This window comes from Paraburkholderia sp. GAS32 (assembly GCF_050434225.1).
GTDB classification, from domain to species: Bacteria; Pseudomonadota; Gammaproteobacteria; order Burkholderiales; family Burkholderiaceae; genus Paraburkholderia; species Paraburkholderia madseniana.
Window position 1 is genome coordinate 96,689 of the sequence record NZ_JBNPVS010000020.1, and the last position, 17,613, is coordinate 114,301.

Genomic DNA, 17,613 nt, shown 5'->3' on the forward strand with positions numbered 1-17,613 from the left:
ACGCAGTACCTGTTTAAATAAGCGACCCGGCACGTCTTCGACGCGCCGCCGGCGCCCATCCGTCCTGCCAGAACGACGCGCCCCGTAGTGCGTAGTCCCGCGTCGAATCGAACAACAAAGAAGGAGACGTGATGTTTCACCAACTACTCACACCCGTCGGCAATTCGCTACCGCTCTCGTTCCTGGTCGCGGCCTTGCCGATCATCGTCGTGTTGCTGTTGCTCGGCTGGGCGCGCCGGCCGGCCTGGCAGGCCTCGCTCGCGGGCCTGATCGTCGGGCTGATCGTGGCGATTTTCGTCTGGCAGTTCCCGGTCGGACTCGCGGCCGCATCAGTGGCCAACGGTGCGGTGTTCGCCTGCTGGCCGGTGATGTGGATCGTGTTCACCGCGATCCTGCTCTACAACATCTCGCAGCGCTCGGGCCGCTTCGCCGCCTTCCGCATGTGGATGATCGATAACCTGCCGAACGACCGCCGCGTCGTGCTGGTGGTGATCGGCTTTTCGTTCGGCGCGCTGCTAGAAGGCATTTCCGGCTTTGGCACGCCGGTCGCGATCACCAGTTCGCTGCTGATCCTGCTCGGTTTTCCGACCCTCGAAGCACTCACCTTCACGCTGATCTTCAACACCGCGCCGGTTGCCTTCGGCGCGCTCGGCGTGCCGATCACCGTGCTCGGCGCGGTCACGCACCTGCCGGCCGATTCGCTCGCCAAGATGGTCGGCCGCCAGTTGCCGTTCTTCGCCTTCCTGCTGCCGTTCTATGTGATCGGCGTCTATGCGGGCTTTCGTAACATGCTACGGGTGTGGCCGGTCCTGCTGGTGTCAGGTGCGAGCTTCGCGCTGACCCAGTTCGTCGCGTCGAACTACGTGAACTACAGCCTGACCGACGTGTTGTCGTCGATGGTGTCGCTGATTCTCACCATCGCGTTCCTGCGCGTCTGGAAGCCCGCCGCCGATCCGAAGTTCGCGATCAACATCGATCGCGTGGGCGAGGTGCGCGGCAAGATCAGCGGTGGCCAGGGCTGGTATCCGTGGATCATCGTCTCGGCGGTGGTGATTGTCTGGACCATCGCCAAAATCTTCCTGATCGGCGACGTCAAGCTACCGTGGCCGGGCCTCGACAAAGCCGTGTTCATCACGCTGTACAACACGCCGTACGGCGCGGTGTGGGACTTCCAGCCGCTCGCGACCGGCACGGCGATTCTGGTGGCCGCCATCATCACGACGCTCGCGACGGGTCTGGGAGCGAGCGAATTCGGCAAGGCCATTGCCGACACGTGGGTCCAGACGCGCATCGCCATTCTGACGGTGGCGACCATCGTCGCGCTCGCCTATCTGATGAACTACTCGGGGCTCACCTACACGCTCGGGCTCGGCGTCGCGTCGGTCGGACCGTTCTTTCCGCTGGTGTCGGCGTTCCTCGGCTGGGTCGCGGTATTCCTGTCCGGCAGCGACACCTCGGGCAACGCGCTGTTCGGCAACCTGCAGGTGGTAGCGGCCCATCAACTGAATCTGAACCCGATCCTGATGGCCGCGACCAATTCGTCGGGCGGCGTGATGGGCAAGATGATCTCGCCACAAAACATCTCAACCGGCGTGGCGACAACCGACCTCAAAGGCAAGGAAGGCGTCGTGTTCGCCAAGACCTTCAAGCATTCGATTCTGTTGACGGTGATCCTCGGCGTGCTGGTCTGGCTGCAGCAGAACTTCCTGCAGGGGATGATCCCGCACTGAGACGCGCCTGGCCCATCGACGTAATGGCACGCGCCTGCTAATTCCTTGAAGCGGCGGCTTGCGTGATGGGCCAGTATCACTGGTGCGTTGCCGCAATATAATTCACGCTTCACAGGCGCCAACCCCGTCGGGCCTACACCTGATAACTCACCTCACCGATCTCATCGCAATTTTTCTCACATTAGCGTGAGAATTGCTCGTTTTGCGGTCGGCTCGACCGCGCATACGATAACGACTACCAGACGTCCTCCATCCCCCGAATCTTGCCGTTTCATTCCAGCCTGAAACGTTTCGCGCAATCGCGCTGCTACGATGCACAGGCGTCTCGACTCAACCGCGCGCGGCGCACGACACAATGAATGCCAAAAACCTGCTGCAACTGCTAATCCTGGCCGCCCTGTGGGGCGCCTCGTTTCTGTTTATCCGCGTCGGCGTGACCGACTTCGGTGTCGCGCCGCTGATGGCGTTGCGCGTCGGCATCGGCGCGGCCTTTCTGGCCGTCGTCCTGATTGCGCGGCGGCCGCTGCGCGAGTCCGCGAAGATCCTGCGCACGCGCGCATTTCCATTGCTGGTGGTCGGTATCCTGAATTCGGCGGCGCCGTTCTGCCTGTTCGCGTATGCCGAGTTGACGCTGTCGGCGGGCGTAACGTCCGTGATCAATGCGACCACCCCGCTGTGGGGCGCGCTCGTCGGCTTCCTGTGGCTGCGCGACCGCCTGAGCGCGCTGCGCACGCTCGGTCTCGTGATCGGCTTTCTCGGCGTCCTGATGCTGGTGTGGGATCAGATCGCCGCACCGAACGGCTCGGCCGCCACGCCGATGAGCACCGCGCTCGCGGCCGCCGCCGCGCTCGGCGCCACGCTGCTTTACGGCATCGCCGCCAATTACACGAAGCGCCACCTGACCGGCGTCGACGCATTGACCGTCGCGACCGGCACGATGACCGGCGCCACCATCGTGCTGCTGCCGCTCGCCGTGATCTACTGGCCTGCCGCGCCGATCTCGCTGCACGCGTGGGGCGCGGTCATCGCGCTAGGCATCGCGTGTACCGGCGTCGCGTACATGCTGTTCTTCCATCTGATCGCGGTGGCCGGGCCGGCACGCGCGATTACGGTGACCTTCGTGATTCCGATCTTCGGCATTCTTTGGGGTGCCCTGTTTCTCGGCGAAACCGTGTCGCCGGGCATGCTGGAAGGCTGCGGCGTGATTCTCGTCGGCACCGCACTTGCCACCGGCGTGGTCAAACGTCTGCCGTGGGTCGGGCCGCGCCGCGCCGACACCTGAACGCCGCCTCGCACGATACGTTCGGCGCAGTCCGCTTCCCGCCCCCGCGAGGGCCGCGCGGACACAGGAACACCGCCTCGCGCGACGCCTTCAAGGTCGCGGCCTTCCCGTCTTGCACCGCTCGCCGCGTCAGCGGCCTGGCGACCCATTCCGGGCACCCAAAAAAATAGCCCGCACTCCGTTGGAGTGCGGGCGAAACCGTCGCCCTACGAGGATAGGCGACGGGGCCACCGAGGCCGCGCGCCATGCGCGCAGGCCATCATCGGGCTAAGCACCGGTTCGTTCGCCGGTGCGGAAAGGGTCTGGGAATCGCCGATTGGACACTCGCCGCAAACTCACGTCGGATGTTACGAATCCGGCCCCATGAGTCTTTAAAAGCAGCTTGCGTGCCAGTTATAGCGATTTACAAGAAATTGTTCGCAAATCATTGATTTTTATTACATTATTTTGCGAAGAAGGAATATTGACAGGGTCTGCGGAAGGGGCTTCGCGAGTTACGTCACCGGGGTAACGTCACGTTACATGCGGCCGCACAGGGGCGGCCGCGCGAACTCGCTTCATGCGTTTGAAGCGAGTCGACCCTCACCGCACCGGCCATTTCGTGCGTTGCGCGGCCGTATGCCGGACCCGCAAGCCCGTTGGCCGCTGCGTCTCGCGCCGCTCCAGGGCCGCGCCGCAGACAAGCGCCAGGACGAGCAAGCTCGCCGCCCACATCCAGTAAGGAATCACGTCGAACATGGCCATCTCCCCGTTAAGCGTCGCCGGTTCATACCGGTGTTTCAGACGGAAAGCAAAACGCGTGCACACCGCGATAGCGGTCTACGGCTTACTGCGTCGGCGATAAATTGCGGGCATAAAAAAACCCGCCCGGAATTGCCTTCCGGGCGGGTTTTCAGACAGCGTTCGCTGCTTGCTACACCTTCGTTCAGTGCAACTGGTCGACCATCAGACCCATGATCTGCTTGGCCTGCGAGCTCTGATCGATAGCCCCCTTGTCGTCGACCACCGCTACGCGGGTCTGGTCAGGCGTCACCGCGCGCACGTTCACGAGATACTGCTTGGCGACCTTTTCCTTCTTGCCGTGGAACACCTGGCTCCAGAAGCCCTGCTCCGCCGATGTCAGATCTTTCGGATCGACGTAGCGCACGAAGTACAGACCGCGGCTCGCATCGCGATCGTCGACCGTGAAGTTGCTGCGATCGAGCGCGAGGCCCACGCGCAGCCATGCACGGTCATACGGCTCGCTCAGCGTCAGCTCGGTGGACGAGAACTGTGCCGCCGTGGTGTTCGCCGCGTCATCCGGCATGGGCTGTTGCGCCGACAACGCCACGTTTCGCGCCGCCGTGGCCGCAGCCGCCGATTTCGCACCCGCCGTAGCCGCGTTCGGCGCAGTTTGCGCCCCCGCCGGCGAGAGGTCGGCGCTTTGCGTGTTGCGCGAATCGGCCAGCGCCAGCGCTGCCATCAAGCGCTTCAGATATTCCTGTTCGAGGCCCGGATCGTTCGGCTTGGCTTCCCACTTGGTCGACTCGTTGTTCGTGCCGCTGATCGCCTCGCGCATGCCCTTCTGGCTGATGAACACATAGGTACCGCCGTTCGGCGCCGTTTCGAGACGCGTGCGGTACTTGTTGCGCTCAGAACTCACATAGCTGTTGCCCATTGCCTTGGACAACGTATCGCGGATCAGCCCCTCGTTGATCGAAGCGTGCGTTTCGTTCCAGTCCGTTTCCATCACACCCTTGTCGCGCTGGTCGACCACCAGCAGGAAGCCCTGTTCCTGCCAGAAACGGCGGATTGGCGCCCAGGCCTGGTCGGGCGCCTTGTTGTCGATCACAAGCCAGCTTTCCGTGCCGTCGCGCTGGATGTGCATGCCGTTCACCTGCGGCACCACCGTCAGGGTGTTGGCGGCCGGTGCTTGCGCCTGGACCTGCTGGAGCGTGGACAGCGAGGTTTGGCCGCCTTGCGGGGGCAACGAACGCTGATCGGACGTCTCATCGATCATGTTCGGCGGTACGGCAAGTGACACTTGCTTCGATTTCGAGTCGCTTTTGTAGTCGATTTTGGTCGGCGACGAGGTGCCGCAGCCGGCGACCAGACCGCCTGCCATCAGCATTACTGCAAACCGCTTGGTAAGACGAAGATCAGTCATGTTCGGGGAATCCTTCCGCTACGCCACGGCAAGTTTCCGTGGATCAACCCAACATTTTACCGATCCCGGCGAGTCATGTGCAAAAACCCGGGTTTGCCCGTGAATTGAGCAGAGCGCGGACGGCAAATCCCGGGTTGCATCGAAGGGTCGGCATACCGATGAATCGCTGCGAAGCGCGCCCCTCCTTTCGCAGAAAAACGCCCTGCCTCACGGCGGCGATCATGCCCATCAGCGGCAAATTTAACAGTTCACAACACTTCTCAAACGCCTGTATGGCATGACCCAGCTTCTTGTCAGATCATTGTTTTAAAAGACACTTTCCATCCCCGCCACACGCTATTTTCGAGATTGGCTGAAGCGCCGCGAGCCCCTCATGACAACGATCAGGAAACCTGAGTGTTATCTTGAATTGGACATATCAATAAAACTTGAGCGCCCCAACTGCGGGACAGGTTGCCATGCCAAATGCCTCTTTCTTACCAGCCTTCGCCGTCCCGGCAATGGTGGCCGCCCTGCTGTGTGCCAGTGCCGACGCGCATGCCGAATTGGGCGGCACAATGCCCAGCCAGGCGAATTCGACGGCCGCGGCGGCCCAAACCCTGCTGAACGGCGCCTTACGCCTGCGCACGCTGACCGACGCAGGCAACACGACCCTCAATGAGTACGCGACGAATACCGGTCAGATCATCGCTTACACATGGCAAGGCCCGACCATGCCGGATCTGCGCGCGCTGCTGGGAAAGTACGCCGACTCCTACAGGGCGGGCGCTGCCGCGTCGGCGCCAGACGGCAATCTGCACGCCTCGCGGGTTGTCAGGCCAGATGTGATCGTGGAATCGGGTGGTCCGATGCGCGGCTATGTCGGACGCGCGTGGCTGCCGGCGGCGCTGCCCGCCGGCGTCACCTCCGACGACCTCCGCTGACCTCCGCTGACGCGGGCAGGCCAGCAATAAACCGCCCAGAAAAACTACCGTCAACACGCCATGAAGACCTCTTCTCATCTCCGCGCCCTGTTCCTGACTTGCGCCGTGCTCACTGGTTGCGGTGGCGGCGGTGGAAGCAGTACGCCGGCGGCTTCCACCCAGGCGGGCTCGACGAGCCCGGCCAGCAGCCCGAACGCCGCGAGCGCGCCGTCCGGACCCGCTGGCGCCAGCGTGACGAACTCCGTGCCGCAGTCGAGCACGCCGAATGTCCAGCCGATCACCGTTAGCGCTGCGCCTGGCCTGACGCGCAACATGCTGACCACTAGCGTCACCGTCTGCCAGCCCGGCACCAGCAACTGCGCGACTGTCAACAATATTCAGGTCGACACTGGCTCGCAGGGCTTGCGGATTCTCGCCTCGGCGCTGCCGGCCGGCCTTCCGCTTGCTGCCGTGGCCTCAGGCAGCGGCGTCACGGGCGAGTGCGCGGTATTCGGCGGCGGCTATGCGTGGGGCGCGGTCCGCAGCGCGGACGTACACATGGCCGGCCAACTGGCCGCCTCGATTCCGATCCAGTTGATCGCTGACCCCACCCTGCCCAACGTGCCCACCGACTGTGCCGGCTCCGGACCCGCGATGCTGACCGTCGCGAGCCTGCGCGCCAACGGCATTCTCGGCGTCGGCCTGTTCTCGGCCGATTGCGGCAGTGGCTGCGTCAATTCGGCCCTGCCACGCTGGTATTACAACTGCGACGCCAGTGGCGCCTGCCTCGCGGGCACGCAAGCGCTCGCCCTGCAGGTGACCAATCCAGTCAGCCGCTTCGCCCTCGACAACAACGGCGTGGTGATCGACCTGCCGGCAATCGCCGACGCGGGCGCGCCCAGCGTGTCAGGCTCCTTGATATTCGGCATCGGCACTCAGGCGAATAACACACTGGGCGGTGCGACCGTCTTCAGGACCAACACGCAGACGGGCTATGTGCGCACTACCAGCGCCGGCCAGACTTATGGGCAGAGCTACCTCGACAGTGGCTCGAACGGCCTGTTCTTCAACAATAGCCAATTGCCCCGATGCGGTTATTGGTACTGCCCGAGTTCCACGCAAACAGCAAACGCCTCGATCTCCGGCACGGATGGCGTGTCGAGTACGGTATCATTTTCGATCGGCAATTCGAGCGCACTGTTTGGCTCGTCGAATAACGCCTTCGACAACCTGGCCGGCATTGCCAGCAACAGCTTCGGCTGGGGCCTGCCCTTCTTCTTCGGACGACGCGTCTACACGGCGATTGCATCGAGCGTGACGTCGGCCGGGCCAGGTCCGTATTACGCGTTCTGAGTGCTCGATGTCGGGGCCCGCCTTGCGCAGACAGCCGCGTTGGGCGGGTTCGATTGAGTGCCCGAGCATACGTGGCGTATCGAGCGCCAAACTCCCGCCTCAAACAGAAAAATCCTACAGTCCGCTCGGATTTCTCCGCGCGGAAAATTCCCAAATTCTCATCCCCCGCTTATTTGATATGCCCTGACTGCAATAATCGTCGTTTCCGGCTAGCGTGATCTCGATATCGTTAGCTCTGCATAATCTAATAATAGTGAAACGATGGAAGTCACCTTTTCGCTCGACGATTTCGAGCAACTCGTCTACACGCGGCAGCATACGCAAGCCTCGCTTCAGCTCATCGCGGCACTCGCACTCCTTCAACAAACGCGCGGCGAGTTGAACGCGAGCTTCAAAGCCTCGGGCATGATCGACCTGTCTCCCAATGAGCAACGCCAGCGTTTCTGCACGCGTCTGACAAGCGCGGCGTCTATGTTGTTCGCCGACCCGGATTTCCGGCCACCCACCGCGTGCCTCAGATTGTTTTTCACGCTGCATGAATGGATCGGCACGCTGTTCTCGGCCACGGCGTTTGGCAATGCGGACCACGTCATCCGTCATCTGAATCCTCGCGGCGCGGCGGACGCACAGTTTCTGCCGGGAGACAGCTTCATCGAGAAGCTATGCGTGCTCTATTCGACCGAGTCCGAACTGGAACTCGACTTCGCCGCGCTCTGGGCGTACGACAAAACCATCGCGGCCTGTCTCGCCCTCGCTTTGCTGGCACCGGTCTTCAAGGGCTCGCCAAGCGCGCATCTCAAACGCGAGGCGCTGCTGGAGTGGCTGCCCGGCAAGCTGCAGCTCATCGACGATCTCGACGATCTGCCATCGGCCGTGCTGCACAACGCCTATATGTTCTGCAGCTATGCCGATACGCCGCGGCGGCACGCGATCAAGCAGGACATCAACGTGCTGGTGCGTCGCAAGCTGGAACAACTCGGCCTGACTGACTTGTCCGCATCGAAACCCAAGCGTGCCAGAGGCAAAACGCAGCGCGGCAAGAAGCCGCTGATGGTGGTGGTGCTGGAATGGTTCAGCGGCGCCCATTCGATCTACCGCACGCACTCGCGTACGCTGGAAGCCGCACGCGAACATTTCGAGGTGGTGGGCTTCGGCTTCGGCTACGCGCTCGACGACGTGGGGCAGGACGTCTTCGACCGCTTCATCGAACTGGAACAGCCCGACTACATCGGCGAGTGCCTGAAGACGATTCGCGACTTCGCCGAGGCCGAGCAGCCGGACGTGTTGTACATGCCGAGCGTCGGCATGTTCGTGCTAACGGTGTTCATGTCCAACCTACGCATCGCGCCGTTGCAAATCGCGGCGCTCGGCCATCCCGCTACCACGCATTCAGACAAGATCGACTACATCAGCGTCGAGGAAGATTATGTCGGCGACCCGGCCTGCTTCAGCGAACGCCTGATGAAGTTGCCGAAAGACGGTCAACCGTACCGCCCGTCCGTCGCGTTGCCGGACATCGTCGCGCAGATTCCGTCACAGCGCGAGGCGCTGCAGATCGTCATCACCGCCAGCGCGATGAAACTCAATCCCGGCTTTCTCGACGCGTGCCGCGAGATCGGCGCGCGTGCTGCGACGCCCGTTGAGTTTCACTTCATGACCGGTGTGCCGTCGGGTCTGCCGTTCGACCGTCTGCGCGACGTCATCGCGCGCGCGGTGCCGGGCGCCATCGTGCACGACTTTCACGACTACGCCGCGTATCTGGCGCGCGTCAACCAGGCCGACCTGTTCCTCAGTCCGTTTCCGTTCGGCAACACCAACGGTATCGTCGATGCATTGACGCTCGGCTTGCCAGGTGTATGCAAACGCGGGCCGGAAGTGTTCGAGCGGATCGACGGCGCGCTGTTCGAGCGCGTGGGCATGCCCTCGTGGACCACCACGGACAGCGTCGAGACGTATGTCACTGCGGCCGTGCGCATGATCGACCAGCACGACGAGCGCGCGGCGCTGCGCCAACGCCTGATCGATACGCAGGCGGTGCAGCGCTGCTTCGAGGGGCGGCCGCAGGCCTTCGGCGAAAGCGTGCTGAAACTGATGCGCGAGGACAAAAGCCGCCTCGCGAATGGGGCGGCTTGAGGGTTAAGATTCGCGGTTTGCGGTTTGCGGTTTGCGGTTTGCGGTCAAGCGGGCGCTGGCCAAAACTGCCTGCGCCCGTTTCGAGCAAGGCTTTACTCGGCGACTTCGCTCGCAGCAGCAGGGGCCGGCGTGGCGAGCTTTGCCGGCGCCAACCAGCTAAATACGCTCAGCGCGGAGCCGTGGAATGTGCACTCGGCGGCCGCGGCCGTATTGATCTTCTTCGGCTTGGTCGATTTGAGCGAAGCTGCGTCGCCCCCCGAGGCAGCGAGGCTCGCCGAAGCGGCCATTGCACCTGAAGCCGCTCCAGCCATCACGCCGGAGGCAGCCGCAGCGGCCGAAGCCGAGGAAGCCCCCTGCGGCACGGACGCCGCGCGCACGCCCGAAGTCGGATGAGGCGCGTTCGCCAGTTTCGCGGCGGAAGCCGCTGAGGCCGCCGAGGCGGCCGCAACCTCCGAAGCCGTCATCACATGCTCGATCGATCCTTCGACGACCACCCGCGAGCCGTCGATACCGGCGCCCGTATGAGCGATCTTCAGCGTATCCGGCGACGATGTTTCAGCCAGCTTGCTTCGCATCAACTGCTCGCATGCATCCGAGTTCTTGTAGACGGCCGTGCAGGCCGCCAGCAGCGCGGCAGCGGTCGTGACGCAGGCGATAGAGAGAATCCGAATCTTCATTGATGTTCCGTTTTGCAAGCCGTCGGCAATTGTAGCTTACGGGCTGGGGGATCGGCACCGCCGCCGCCCACGGGGACGGCACAGGGATAAGCACACAGACAGTGACGCGGCACCGCGCAAGGACGTGCCAAACCACACATCGCACAAGACAACGAGACAGCTTGACCGCGACGCTTCGTATCGGCATCGTGTTGACCGGCCGCCATGCCTGCGGCGCGCCGCAGCCTCTTCATCCGTACCCGCTTCATGGGCGCGGATCCGTTTTCCCACTGCGCATTGACCGGCTTTCCCCCATGTTCAGCCTTGCCCTAATCGCCGTCGCGGCTTACGCCGCCACCAATATCGACAACCTTTTCGTGCTGCTCGCCTTCCTTGCGGAAACGGGCGGCCAGCGTCGGCGCGTGATCGCCGGGCAGTTTGCCGGTTCGCTGACCTTGATCGCAGGCTCGATTCTGCTCGCCGCCCTGTTGACGCGATTACCTGCCGGCTATGTCGGTCTGGTCGGTATCTTGCCGATAGGCGTGGGGCTGAGCAAAGCATGGGCGCGCTTGCGCCCAGGCAACGCGGATCAGGTGCAAGAGGCGCGGGCCAAGGCGTGCACGCGTTCACCAGCCGCCGCGCCGGCTACGGCCGGCGCAGGCTCGTCATGGTGGACAGTCGCGTGCGTCGCGGTCGCCAACGGCTCAGACAATCTCGCGGTCTACGTGCCTTTGTACGCGAGTCATTCGCATAGTGAGGGCATGTTCATCTCGTTGGTGTTCGTCGCCATGATCGGTCTCTGGTGCGCAGGCGCCGTGTGGCTGGTGGCGCATCCGTTGCTGGGCGCGCCGATCCGGCGCTACGGTACCGCGTTGCTGCCACTGATCCTGCTGGTAATTGGCGTCTCGGTGATCGTGCAGAACGATACCTTGCGGATCGTGTTCGGTATGTGAGGCGGACCTGCAGCCGGCGATCCAGTCGCCGGGCGGTGGGGTGGCCACGCCTCGGCCTGAAAGCCTGGGCCTGGGCCTGAGCCTGAGTCCAAAACAGAAACACTACGGTCCGTGCCGGGATGCGCTGCTACCAGCGCGCGATGCAGCACGACCGACTGTCGCCCGCGCGAACGCTCAGTTCGACGGCATTTGCGGCTGCACGTAGGTGCGCACGCCGGCGAGCGGCGAACCGTAGCCACCTGACTGGGTGTTGTTCGGCAACCCATTGACCAGTTGCGCGCGCGGATCGGTCGGATTCAGATTCAACTCGCCCGCCTGCTGGTTGCCGTGCGTCGGATATTCGCTGCCGCGCGCCGCGTTCGGCATCACGCGCGTACTGTTTTGCGGCGCGTTGATGTCGTCCTGAACGCTCAGGCCCTGTGCGCCAGCCTGCGCGGCGACGCCGCAAGCGACCGCGCACAGCAGAACCCCCGCTACCCTCGACGTCCCCGATGTTCGTTTCATACCGACCTCCGGCAAAGTGCAAAGTGAAATGAAAGGCGATCATGTCCGCGATTCCAGTCCAGGCGCCCCAGACGCTGATCACATCATTTATACGCGCTACCTCGTCTTTCGGATTCGGCAAAATCTGCCCGCCCACCGCAAAATGCCGAACTGGCGCGCCCCGTGCGCTGACCGAAGCCATGGGGACACGGGATCACAGCAAATACCGCAAGCGCATATCGTTATGCCGATTGGCGATTTCTTTTCAGGCGGATCGCGCCCGATAATGGCTGCCATGAACACCCACCCCACTCCCCAAGCCCGCGCGCTGCGTTCCGCGCTCGTGGCACTGAGCGCGGCGCTGCTCATGGCCGCCTGCGCTGCTCCGACGGCATCGACCTCTTTCTCCGCGACTGATTCCGCCTCGCTCGATGCCGCCATTTCGGGGCCGCAGCGTAGCGACAAGAATCGCGCACGCGACGTCTACCGTCATCCGAAGGAAACGCTGCAGTTCTTCGGCGTGGCGTCGTCGCACACCGTCCTGGAGATCGCGCCCGGCGGCGGCTGGTACACGGAGATACTCGCGCCCTATCTGCACGACCACGGCAAGCTGTACGAGGCGCAATACGACAGCCCGGACGCTGCGTCGTTGGCAGAAGAGCAGGCTGGCCGGGCGTCATTCGCGCGCAAGCTGTCGGCCACACCGGCTATTTACGGCAATGTCGTGGTCGGTACGCTGCGAGCAGGTCAATTCAGCGGCTTTCCGGCCGACGGCAGCGTTGACCAGGTGCTGACCTTCCGCAATATCCACAACTGGATCAAGGACGGCCAGATCGACGCCAATCTGCGCGCCTTTTACACGGCACTCAAGCCGGGCGGCATCCTCGGGGTCGAGGAACATCGCGCGGCGCCGGGCACTTCACTGCAACAGACCATCGACAGCGGCTATGTCACCGAAGCCTATGTCATCGAACATGCGCGAGCGGCAGGTTTCGAATTGGCGGCCCAAAGCGAGGTGAACAGCAACCCGCGCGACACGAAAAACTACCCACACGGTGTGTGGTCGCTGCCGCCCACGTATGAAGGCCACGACGTCGACCGGGCGAAGTACGCCGCGATCGGCGAATCGGATCGCATGACCTTGCGCTTCGTGAAACCCAGGTGACACGCATGACCGGCCTGGCTTTCAGCGCGCGCCGGTCGGGATAGGCGCTTCCGGCCGGCGTGCGCCTCACCGCACTGCGCTTGACGAGATCCCAATAATATGTTCCTATTGCGCACCATGTACCGCGCCCAGACCATCCTATCGCTACTACTAGCCCGCTCTACCGGGCTAGGTCTGCTGCTGCGCGCTTCCATCTGATACACCCGAAGCACCGCTCAATTCCCCAGTAACTGACCCAGCCCCGGTTTCCGACCGGCGGCCATGCTTTGTCTTTTCGTCGTCCGGTCGACAACCCAGGTTGATCGATCCCAAGGATGATGAAAATGTTGAAGAACCCTGCTACCAAGTACCACTCGTTCAAGCCCATCAATTTGACCGACCGACAGTGGCCGTCGCGCGTCATCACGCGTGCGCCGATCTGGATGAGTACCGATCTGCGCGACGGCAACCAGGCGCTGTTCGAGCCGATGAACGCGCAACGCAAGATGCGCATGTTCAAGACGCTGGTGCAGATCGGCTTCAAGGAAATTGAAGTCGCATTCCCGTCTGCCTCGCAGACCGACTTCAATTTCGTGCGTGAGTTGATCGAAGGCGGCCATATCCCCGACGACGTCACCATCGAAGTGTTGACGCAAGCTCGCGACGACCTGATCGAACGCACTTTCGAATCCTTGCGTGGCGCGCCGCGCGCTATCGTCCACCTGTACAACGCCACCGCGCCGGAATTCCGCCGCATCGTGTTCGGCCTCGAAAAGAGCGGCGTGAAAGAACTCGCGCAAAACGCCGCGCGCACAATGAAGCGTCTCGCCGACGCCACGCCGGAAACGCACTTCACGCTGCAATACAGCCCGGAAGTGTTCAGTGGCACCGAACTCGAATTCGCCAAGGAAGTATGCGATGCGGTGTTCGATATCTGGCAACCGACGCCCGAGCATAAGGCGATCGTCAACCTGCCCGCTACCGTCGAAATGGCTACGCCGAACGTCTACGCGGACCAGATCGAATGGATGCATCGCAATCTCGCGCGTCGCGATTCGTTGATCGTTTCCGTGCATCCGCATAACGATCGGGGCACGGCCGTGGCTGCCGCGGAACTGGCGGTGATGGCGGGAGCGGATCGTGTCGAAGGGTGTTTGTTCGGCAATGGCGAACGTACCGGCAATGTCGATCTCGTGACGCTCGCGTTGAATCTGTACACGCAGGGTGTCGATCCTGAGCTCGATTTTTCGAATATCAATGAAGTCGCGCGGACTGCTGAGGAATGCACGCAGTTGCCGGTGCATCCGCGCCATCCGTATGTCGGCGATCTGGTGTTCACCGCGTTCTCCGGCTCCCATCAGGATGCGATCAAGAAGGGTTTTGCCGTGCAGAAACCGGACGCGGTCTGGGAAGTGCCTTATATGCCGATCGATCCTAGCGATCTTGGGCGCACCTATGACTCGGTGATTCGGGTGAATAGCCAGTCAGGCAAGGGTGGAATCGCTTATTTGCTCGAGCAGGGTTATGGGGTTGTGTTGCCGCGGCGCTTGCAGGTTGATTTCAGCTCGGCCGTGCAGCGCTATACGGATGATAGCGGGCAGGAAGTGACGCCCTCGCAGATCTGGGAATTGTTCCAGCAGGAGTATGTGCATAGTGCTGAGCCGATTCATTATGTTGGGCATAGTCTGTCGGAGCGTGGCGATCGGGAGCATATCAAGCTCACTGTCGATATTAATGGCTCGCGGCGCGTGTTGAGCGGTGAAGGGAATGGGCCGCTTGATGCGTTGATGCATGCTATTGGGGTGCCGGTGCGGATTCAGCACTATGAGGAGCGGGCTCTGACTCAAGGCGCTGATGCGCGGGCTGTTGCTGTCGCTGAAATGGCTGGGGCTGATGTGGCTGGGAGCGCGTTTGGGGTTGGGATTGATGCCAATCTGGTGACTGCTTCTATTCGGGCTGTTATTAGTGGGGTTAATCGGGCCTATGAACGCGCTAGTTCCGCTGCGCAGGAGCGGTTTTTTGAGGTCGCGCTCGCTAATGACGCGGAGCGTGTGGCGGTTTGAGGTTTTTTTCCCTGGTCTGGCCTTTGGTGCCTTTCCTTGAATTGTTAGTGGTCTATTAGCGTTGCCCCTGTGCGGGGCGGCACCTACTTTTCTTTGCATGCCGCAAAGAAAAGTAGGCAAAAGAAAGCGGCTCAAACCGCTACTGACTAAGTGGGCACCGTGGTTTGCAACGGGTAGTGGTGCATCTGGAATCTGTGTTTGTGCCCCTGCATACGCTAGTGACAAGGGAGTCATACTTCCCGACTCGCACTGTGTGCTCGTCGGAAGAGTCTGCTAGAAAACCAGTGATCAAGGTTTGGGACTGTTGTACATTTTTATTGAGGGGCGCTTTGGCGCCCCTCTTTTTTGCTACGCCGCTGGAGATCGATGCACGGGTTTTTGTTCCCGCCCTTCCCTCTCTCCGGTCAGCCCCGCTCTGTCCATGCGTCCGGCAAGCTGTGCGTCAGCGTCGATACGAAGCGCTCTGTTTCCGGTTGGCTCGGATTCATGAAAATGTCCCGTGATGGGCCCGCCTCGATCACTACGCCGTTGTTCAGAAATACCACGTCTCGCGCGATCGTCGCGGCTAGACGCAAATCGTGAGTTGCCATCAACATCGTCATGCCTTCTGTCGCGAGTTGCTTGAGTACGTCTACTACCTCCGCGGCCAGTCCGGGATCGAGGGCCGAGGTGGGTTCGTCGCACAACAATACCTCCGGCGACGGGGCTAGCGCCCGCGCTATTGCCACGCGTTGCTGCTGGCCGCCGGACAGTGTCGAGGGCCATGCGTCCGCTTTTTGTGCGATGCCGACTTTCTCCAGCAATTCGTCCGCACGTACGCGCGCTTTTTCCTTGTCCCACTTCAGGACGGTCAGCAGGCCCTCCATGACGTTCTGTCGTACCGTCAAGTGCGGAAACAACTGGAAGTTCTGGAATACCATGCCGGTGCGGCGGCGGATCGTCAGCACCTCCTCACGCGGCGGCTTGTGGTCGCGGCTGAATTCGAGGCGCTGGTCGCCAACTTGAAGTGATCCAGCTTCCGGGATTTCCAGCAGGTTCACGCAGCGAAGCAGCGTACTCTTGCCGCTGCCGGATGGGCCAATCAGCGCGGTGACGTTGCCCGAGGCGAGTTGCAGATCCACCGAGTTCAACACCCGATTCTCGCCGAAGTACTTGTCGATTTTTTCCAGTCGAATCATCAGTTGCCCGCATGGAAAAGTGCGTGACGGCCGAACTTGCGCTCGAGCCGGACTTGCGCCGACGACAATACCGAACTGAACACCAGATAAACCAGCGCCGCCTCCGTGTAGAGAATCAACGGTTCATAGGTCACGGACGCGATTCGCTGCGCCGCCTGAAATACCTCAGGTACCGTCAGCACCGCGGCAAGCGATGTGTCCTTCACCAACGCAATGAACGAGTTCGACAGCGGCGGCAGCGCGACGCGCGCCGCCTGCGGCAAGATCGCGCGACGCAGCGCCTGTTCACGCGTCATACCCATCGAGTACGCCGCCTCCCACTGGCCCTTCGGGATCGACTCGATCACACCGCGTATCACTTCCGAGTTATACGCGCCGACATTCAGCGAAAAACCGATGATCGCCGCCGTCAACGGATCGAGCACGATGCCCACGTTCGGTAGTCCGTAGAAAATCACGAACAGTTGCACCAGTAACGGCGAGCCGCGAAACAGCCATACGTAGAAACGTACGCACGCGATCGCCCACCGCGGCCCGAATAGCCGGACCAGCGCGACGATAAACGCGAGCACGATTCCGATCGCGAACGACGCGAGCGTGAGCGGCACGGTAAAGACGAGCCCCGCATACAGCAGGGGCCACAGCGACTGCGCCATCAGATGCAACCATGCCGGCATGATTCAGACTCGCAGATGACGCTTATTGGGAGACGTCTTTGCCGAAGTACTTCTGCGAAATCTTCGCGTAAGTGCCGTCTTTCTTGATGTCGGCGAGCGCCTTGTTGATGGCCGCCTGCAATTCCGGGCTGCCCTTGCGGATCAGCACCGCGGACTTGTCGCTGCTATCAGCCGACGTATCGAGCGCGGCGATCTTCACCTTCGCATCCGGCTTGTGCTTCTTGAAGTCGAGGAACGACAGCGAATCGTTGACGGTCGCATCGACGCGGCCCGAGGTCAGCAGGTCGACCGATTCGTTGAAGCCCTGCACGGGAATCACCTCGGCGCCGTGTGCAGCCGCGATCTTACCGAAGTTGCTGGTCAGCGTATTCGCCGACTTCTTGCCCTTCAGGTCGTCAAACGTCTTGATCGTAGTGTTGTCCGAACGCACGATCAGCGCCGCGTGCGAGGTGATGTACGGGTCCGAGAAATCGTATTTCGCTTTGCGTGCGTCGGTGACAGCAACTTCGTTGATCACCGAGTCGTAGCGGTTCACATCGAGACCGGCGATCAGGCCGTCCCATTTCCCTTCGACGAATTGCGGCTTGACGCCCAGGCGCTTTGCAATCTCGGTGCCGATCTCGACGTCGAAGCCGGTCAGCTTGCCGGATTCATCGTGGTACGTGAACGGTGCGTAGGTGCCTTCGGTGCCGATCTTGAACACGCCCGCGGACTTGATCTGCGCGAGCTCGTCAGCAGCGAAGGCCGGGCTCAGGGTCACCGCTTGCAGCAGCGCGATCAGCAGAATGGAACGAATCGACTTCATCTGGTGGCTCCGTAAAGTTTGCTACGTCAGTTGCATGGTTTTGTGTGCGGCATTCCGTCGGCGGTCAGACCCGGCAGAGTGGGCGGACTGTAGCAAACGGTTTGCGTT

General features: G+C 62.0%; 15 protein-coding genes. 8 read left to right on the forward strand and 7 right to left on the reverse strand.

What is annotated here, in order from left to right; all coding sequences use genetic code 11:
* Positions 1-131 precede the first annotated feature (131 nt).
* A complete protein-coding gene (locus P3T25_RS23600; RefSeq protein WP_171927839.1) occupies positions 132-1,730 on the forward strand; it encodes an L-lactate permease in 1,599 nt (532 codons plus the stop codon).
* Positions 1,731-2,085: 355 nt separating this feature from the next.
* On the forward strand, positions 2,086-3,012 hold the full coding sequence (locus P3T25_RS23605; RefSeq protein ID WP_171927840.1) for a DMT family transporter: 927 nt from the start codon (positions 2,086-2,088) through the stop codon (positions 3,010-3,012).
* 582 nt (positions 3,013-3,594) lie between these two features.
* On the opposite strand, the gene P3T25_RS23610 is transcribed toward P3T25_RS23605, so the two are convergent.
* Complete coding sequence (locus P3T25_RS23610) at positions 3,595-3,750, reverse strand: hypothetical protein (RefSeq protein ID WP_167378496.1); 156 nt, start codon at positions 3,748-3,750, stop codon at positions 3,595-3,597.
* Between the two features lie 187 nt (positions 3,751-3,937).
* Positions 3,938-5,158, reverse strand: coding sequence for an outer membrane protein assembly factor BamC (gene bamC / locus P3T25_RS23615; RefSeq protein ID WP_266259617.1), 1,221 nt, complete (start codon positions 5,156-5,158; stop codon positions 3,938-3,940).
* A gap of 458 nt (positions 5,159-5,616) precedes the next feature.
* Between bamC and P3T25_RS23620 the strand changes: the two genes are divergently transcribed.
* The 3 genes from P3T25_RS23620 (at position 5,617) to P3T25_RS23630 (ending at position 9,546) form a co-directional block, all read left to right on the forward strand.
* On the forward strand, positions 5,617-6,081 hold the full coding sequence (locus P3T25_RS23620) for a DUF2844 domain-containing protein (RefSeq protein WP_154559087.1): 465 nt from the start codon (positions 5,617-5,619) through the stop codon (positions 6,079-6,081).
* Between the two features lie 60 nt (positions 6,082-6,141).
* Positions 6,142-7,413, forward strand: a complete 1,272-nt coding sequence (locus P3T25_RS23625; protein ID WP_429359056.1) for a DUF3443 family protein — start codon at positions 6,142-6,144, stop codon at positions 7,411-7,413.
* Between the two features lie 261 nt (positions 7,414-7,674).
* Positions 7,675-9,546 carry a glycosyl transferase family 1 gene (locus tag P3T25_RS23630; RefSeq protein ID WP_429359057.1) on the forward strand — a complete coding sequence of 624 codons (1,872 nt, stop codon included), beginning with the start codon at positions 7,675-7,677 and terminating at the stop codon, positions 9,544-9,546.
* A 92-nt stretch (positions 9,547-9,638) separates the two neighbouring features.
* Here the strand turns inward: P3T25_RS23630 and P3T25_RS23635 are convergent, their stop codons facing one another.
* On the reverse strand, positions 9,639-10,223 hold the full coding sequence (locus P3T25_RS23635; protein ID WP_154559084.1) for a hypothetical protein: 585 nt from the start codon (positions 10,221-10,223) through the stop codon (positions 9,639-9,641).
* Between the two features lie 161 nt (positions 10,224-10,384).
* Between P3T25_RS23635 and P3T25_RS23640 the strand changes: the two genes are divergently transcribed.
* The gene (locus tag P3T25_RS23640; protein WP_429359058.1) at positions 10,385-11,155 is read left to right on the forward strand and encodes a cadmium resistance transporter; all 771 of its coding nucleotides are present in this window, start codon (positions 10,385-10,387) and stop codon (positions 11,153-11,155) included.
* Between the two features lie 174 nt (positions 11,156-11,329).
* Here P3T25_RS23640 and P3T25_RS23645 read toward each other — a convergent pair whose 3' ends face one another.
* A complete protein-coding gene (locus tag P3T25_RS23645) occupies positions 11,330-11,659 on the reverse strand; it encodes a hypothetical protein (RefSeq protein WP_154559083.1) in 330 nt (109 codons plus the stop codon).
* A gap of 265 nt (positions 11,660-11,924) precedes the next feature.
* On the opposite strand from P3T25_RS23645, the gene P3T25_RS23650 reads away from it, so the two are divergent.
* Both P3T25_RS23650 and leuA read left to right on the forward strand, forming a co-directional pair.
* Positions 11,925-12,803, forward strand: a complete 879-nt coding sequence (locus P3T25_RS23650; RefSeq protein ID WP_429359059.1) for a class I SAM-dependent methyltransferase — start codon at positions 11,925-11,927, stop codon at positions 12,801-12,803.
* A 323-nt stretch (positions 12,804-13,126) separates the two neighbouring features.
* Positions 13,127-14,845: a 2-isopropylmalate synthase gene (gene leuA / locus P3T25_RS23655; RefSeq protein WP_429359060.1), complete on the forward strand. Its 1,719-nt coding sequence runs from the start codon at positions 13,127-13,129 to the stop codon at positions 14,843-14,845.
* A gap of 404 nt (positions 14,846-15,249) precedes the next feature.
* On the opposite strand, the gene P3T25_RS23660 is transcribed toward leuA, so the two are convergent.
* The 3 genes from P3T25_RS23660 to P3T25_RS23670 are packed head-to-tail and all read right to left on the reverse strand — an operon-like array spanning position 15,250 to position 17,505.
* The gene (locus P3T25_RS23660; RefSeq protein ID WP_154559080.1) at positions 15,250-16,023 is read right to left on the reverse strand and encodes an amino acid ABC transporter ATP-binding protein; all 774 of its coding nucleotides are present in this window, start codon (positions 16,021-16,023) and stop codon (positions 15,250-15,252) included.
* Positions 16,023-16,700, reverse strand: a complete 678-nt coding sequence (locus tag P3T25_RS23665) for an amino acid ABC transporter permease (RefSeq protein WP_154559079.1) — start codon at positions 16,698-16,700, stop codon at positions 16,023-16,025. The genes P3T25_RS23660 and P3T25_RS23665 overlap by 1 nt, the downstream gene beginning before the upstream one ends.
* A 22-nt stretch (positions 16,701-16,722) precedes the next feature.
* Complete coding sequence (locus P3T25_RS23670; RefSeq protein ID WP_054040529.1) at positions 16,723-17,505, reverse strand: amino acid ABC transporter substrate-binding protein; 783 nt, start codon at positions 17,503-17,505, stop codon at positions 16,723-16,725.
* Positions 17,506-17,613: the final 108 nt, after the last annotated feature.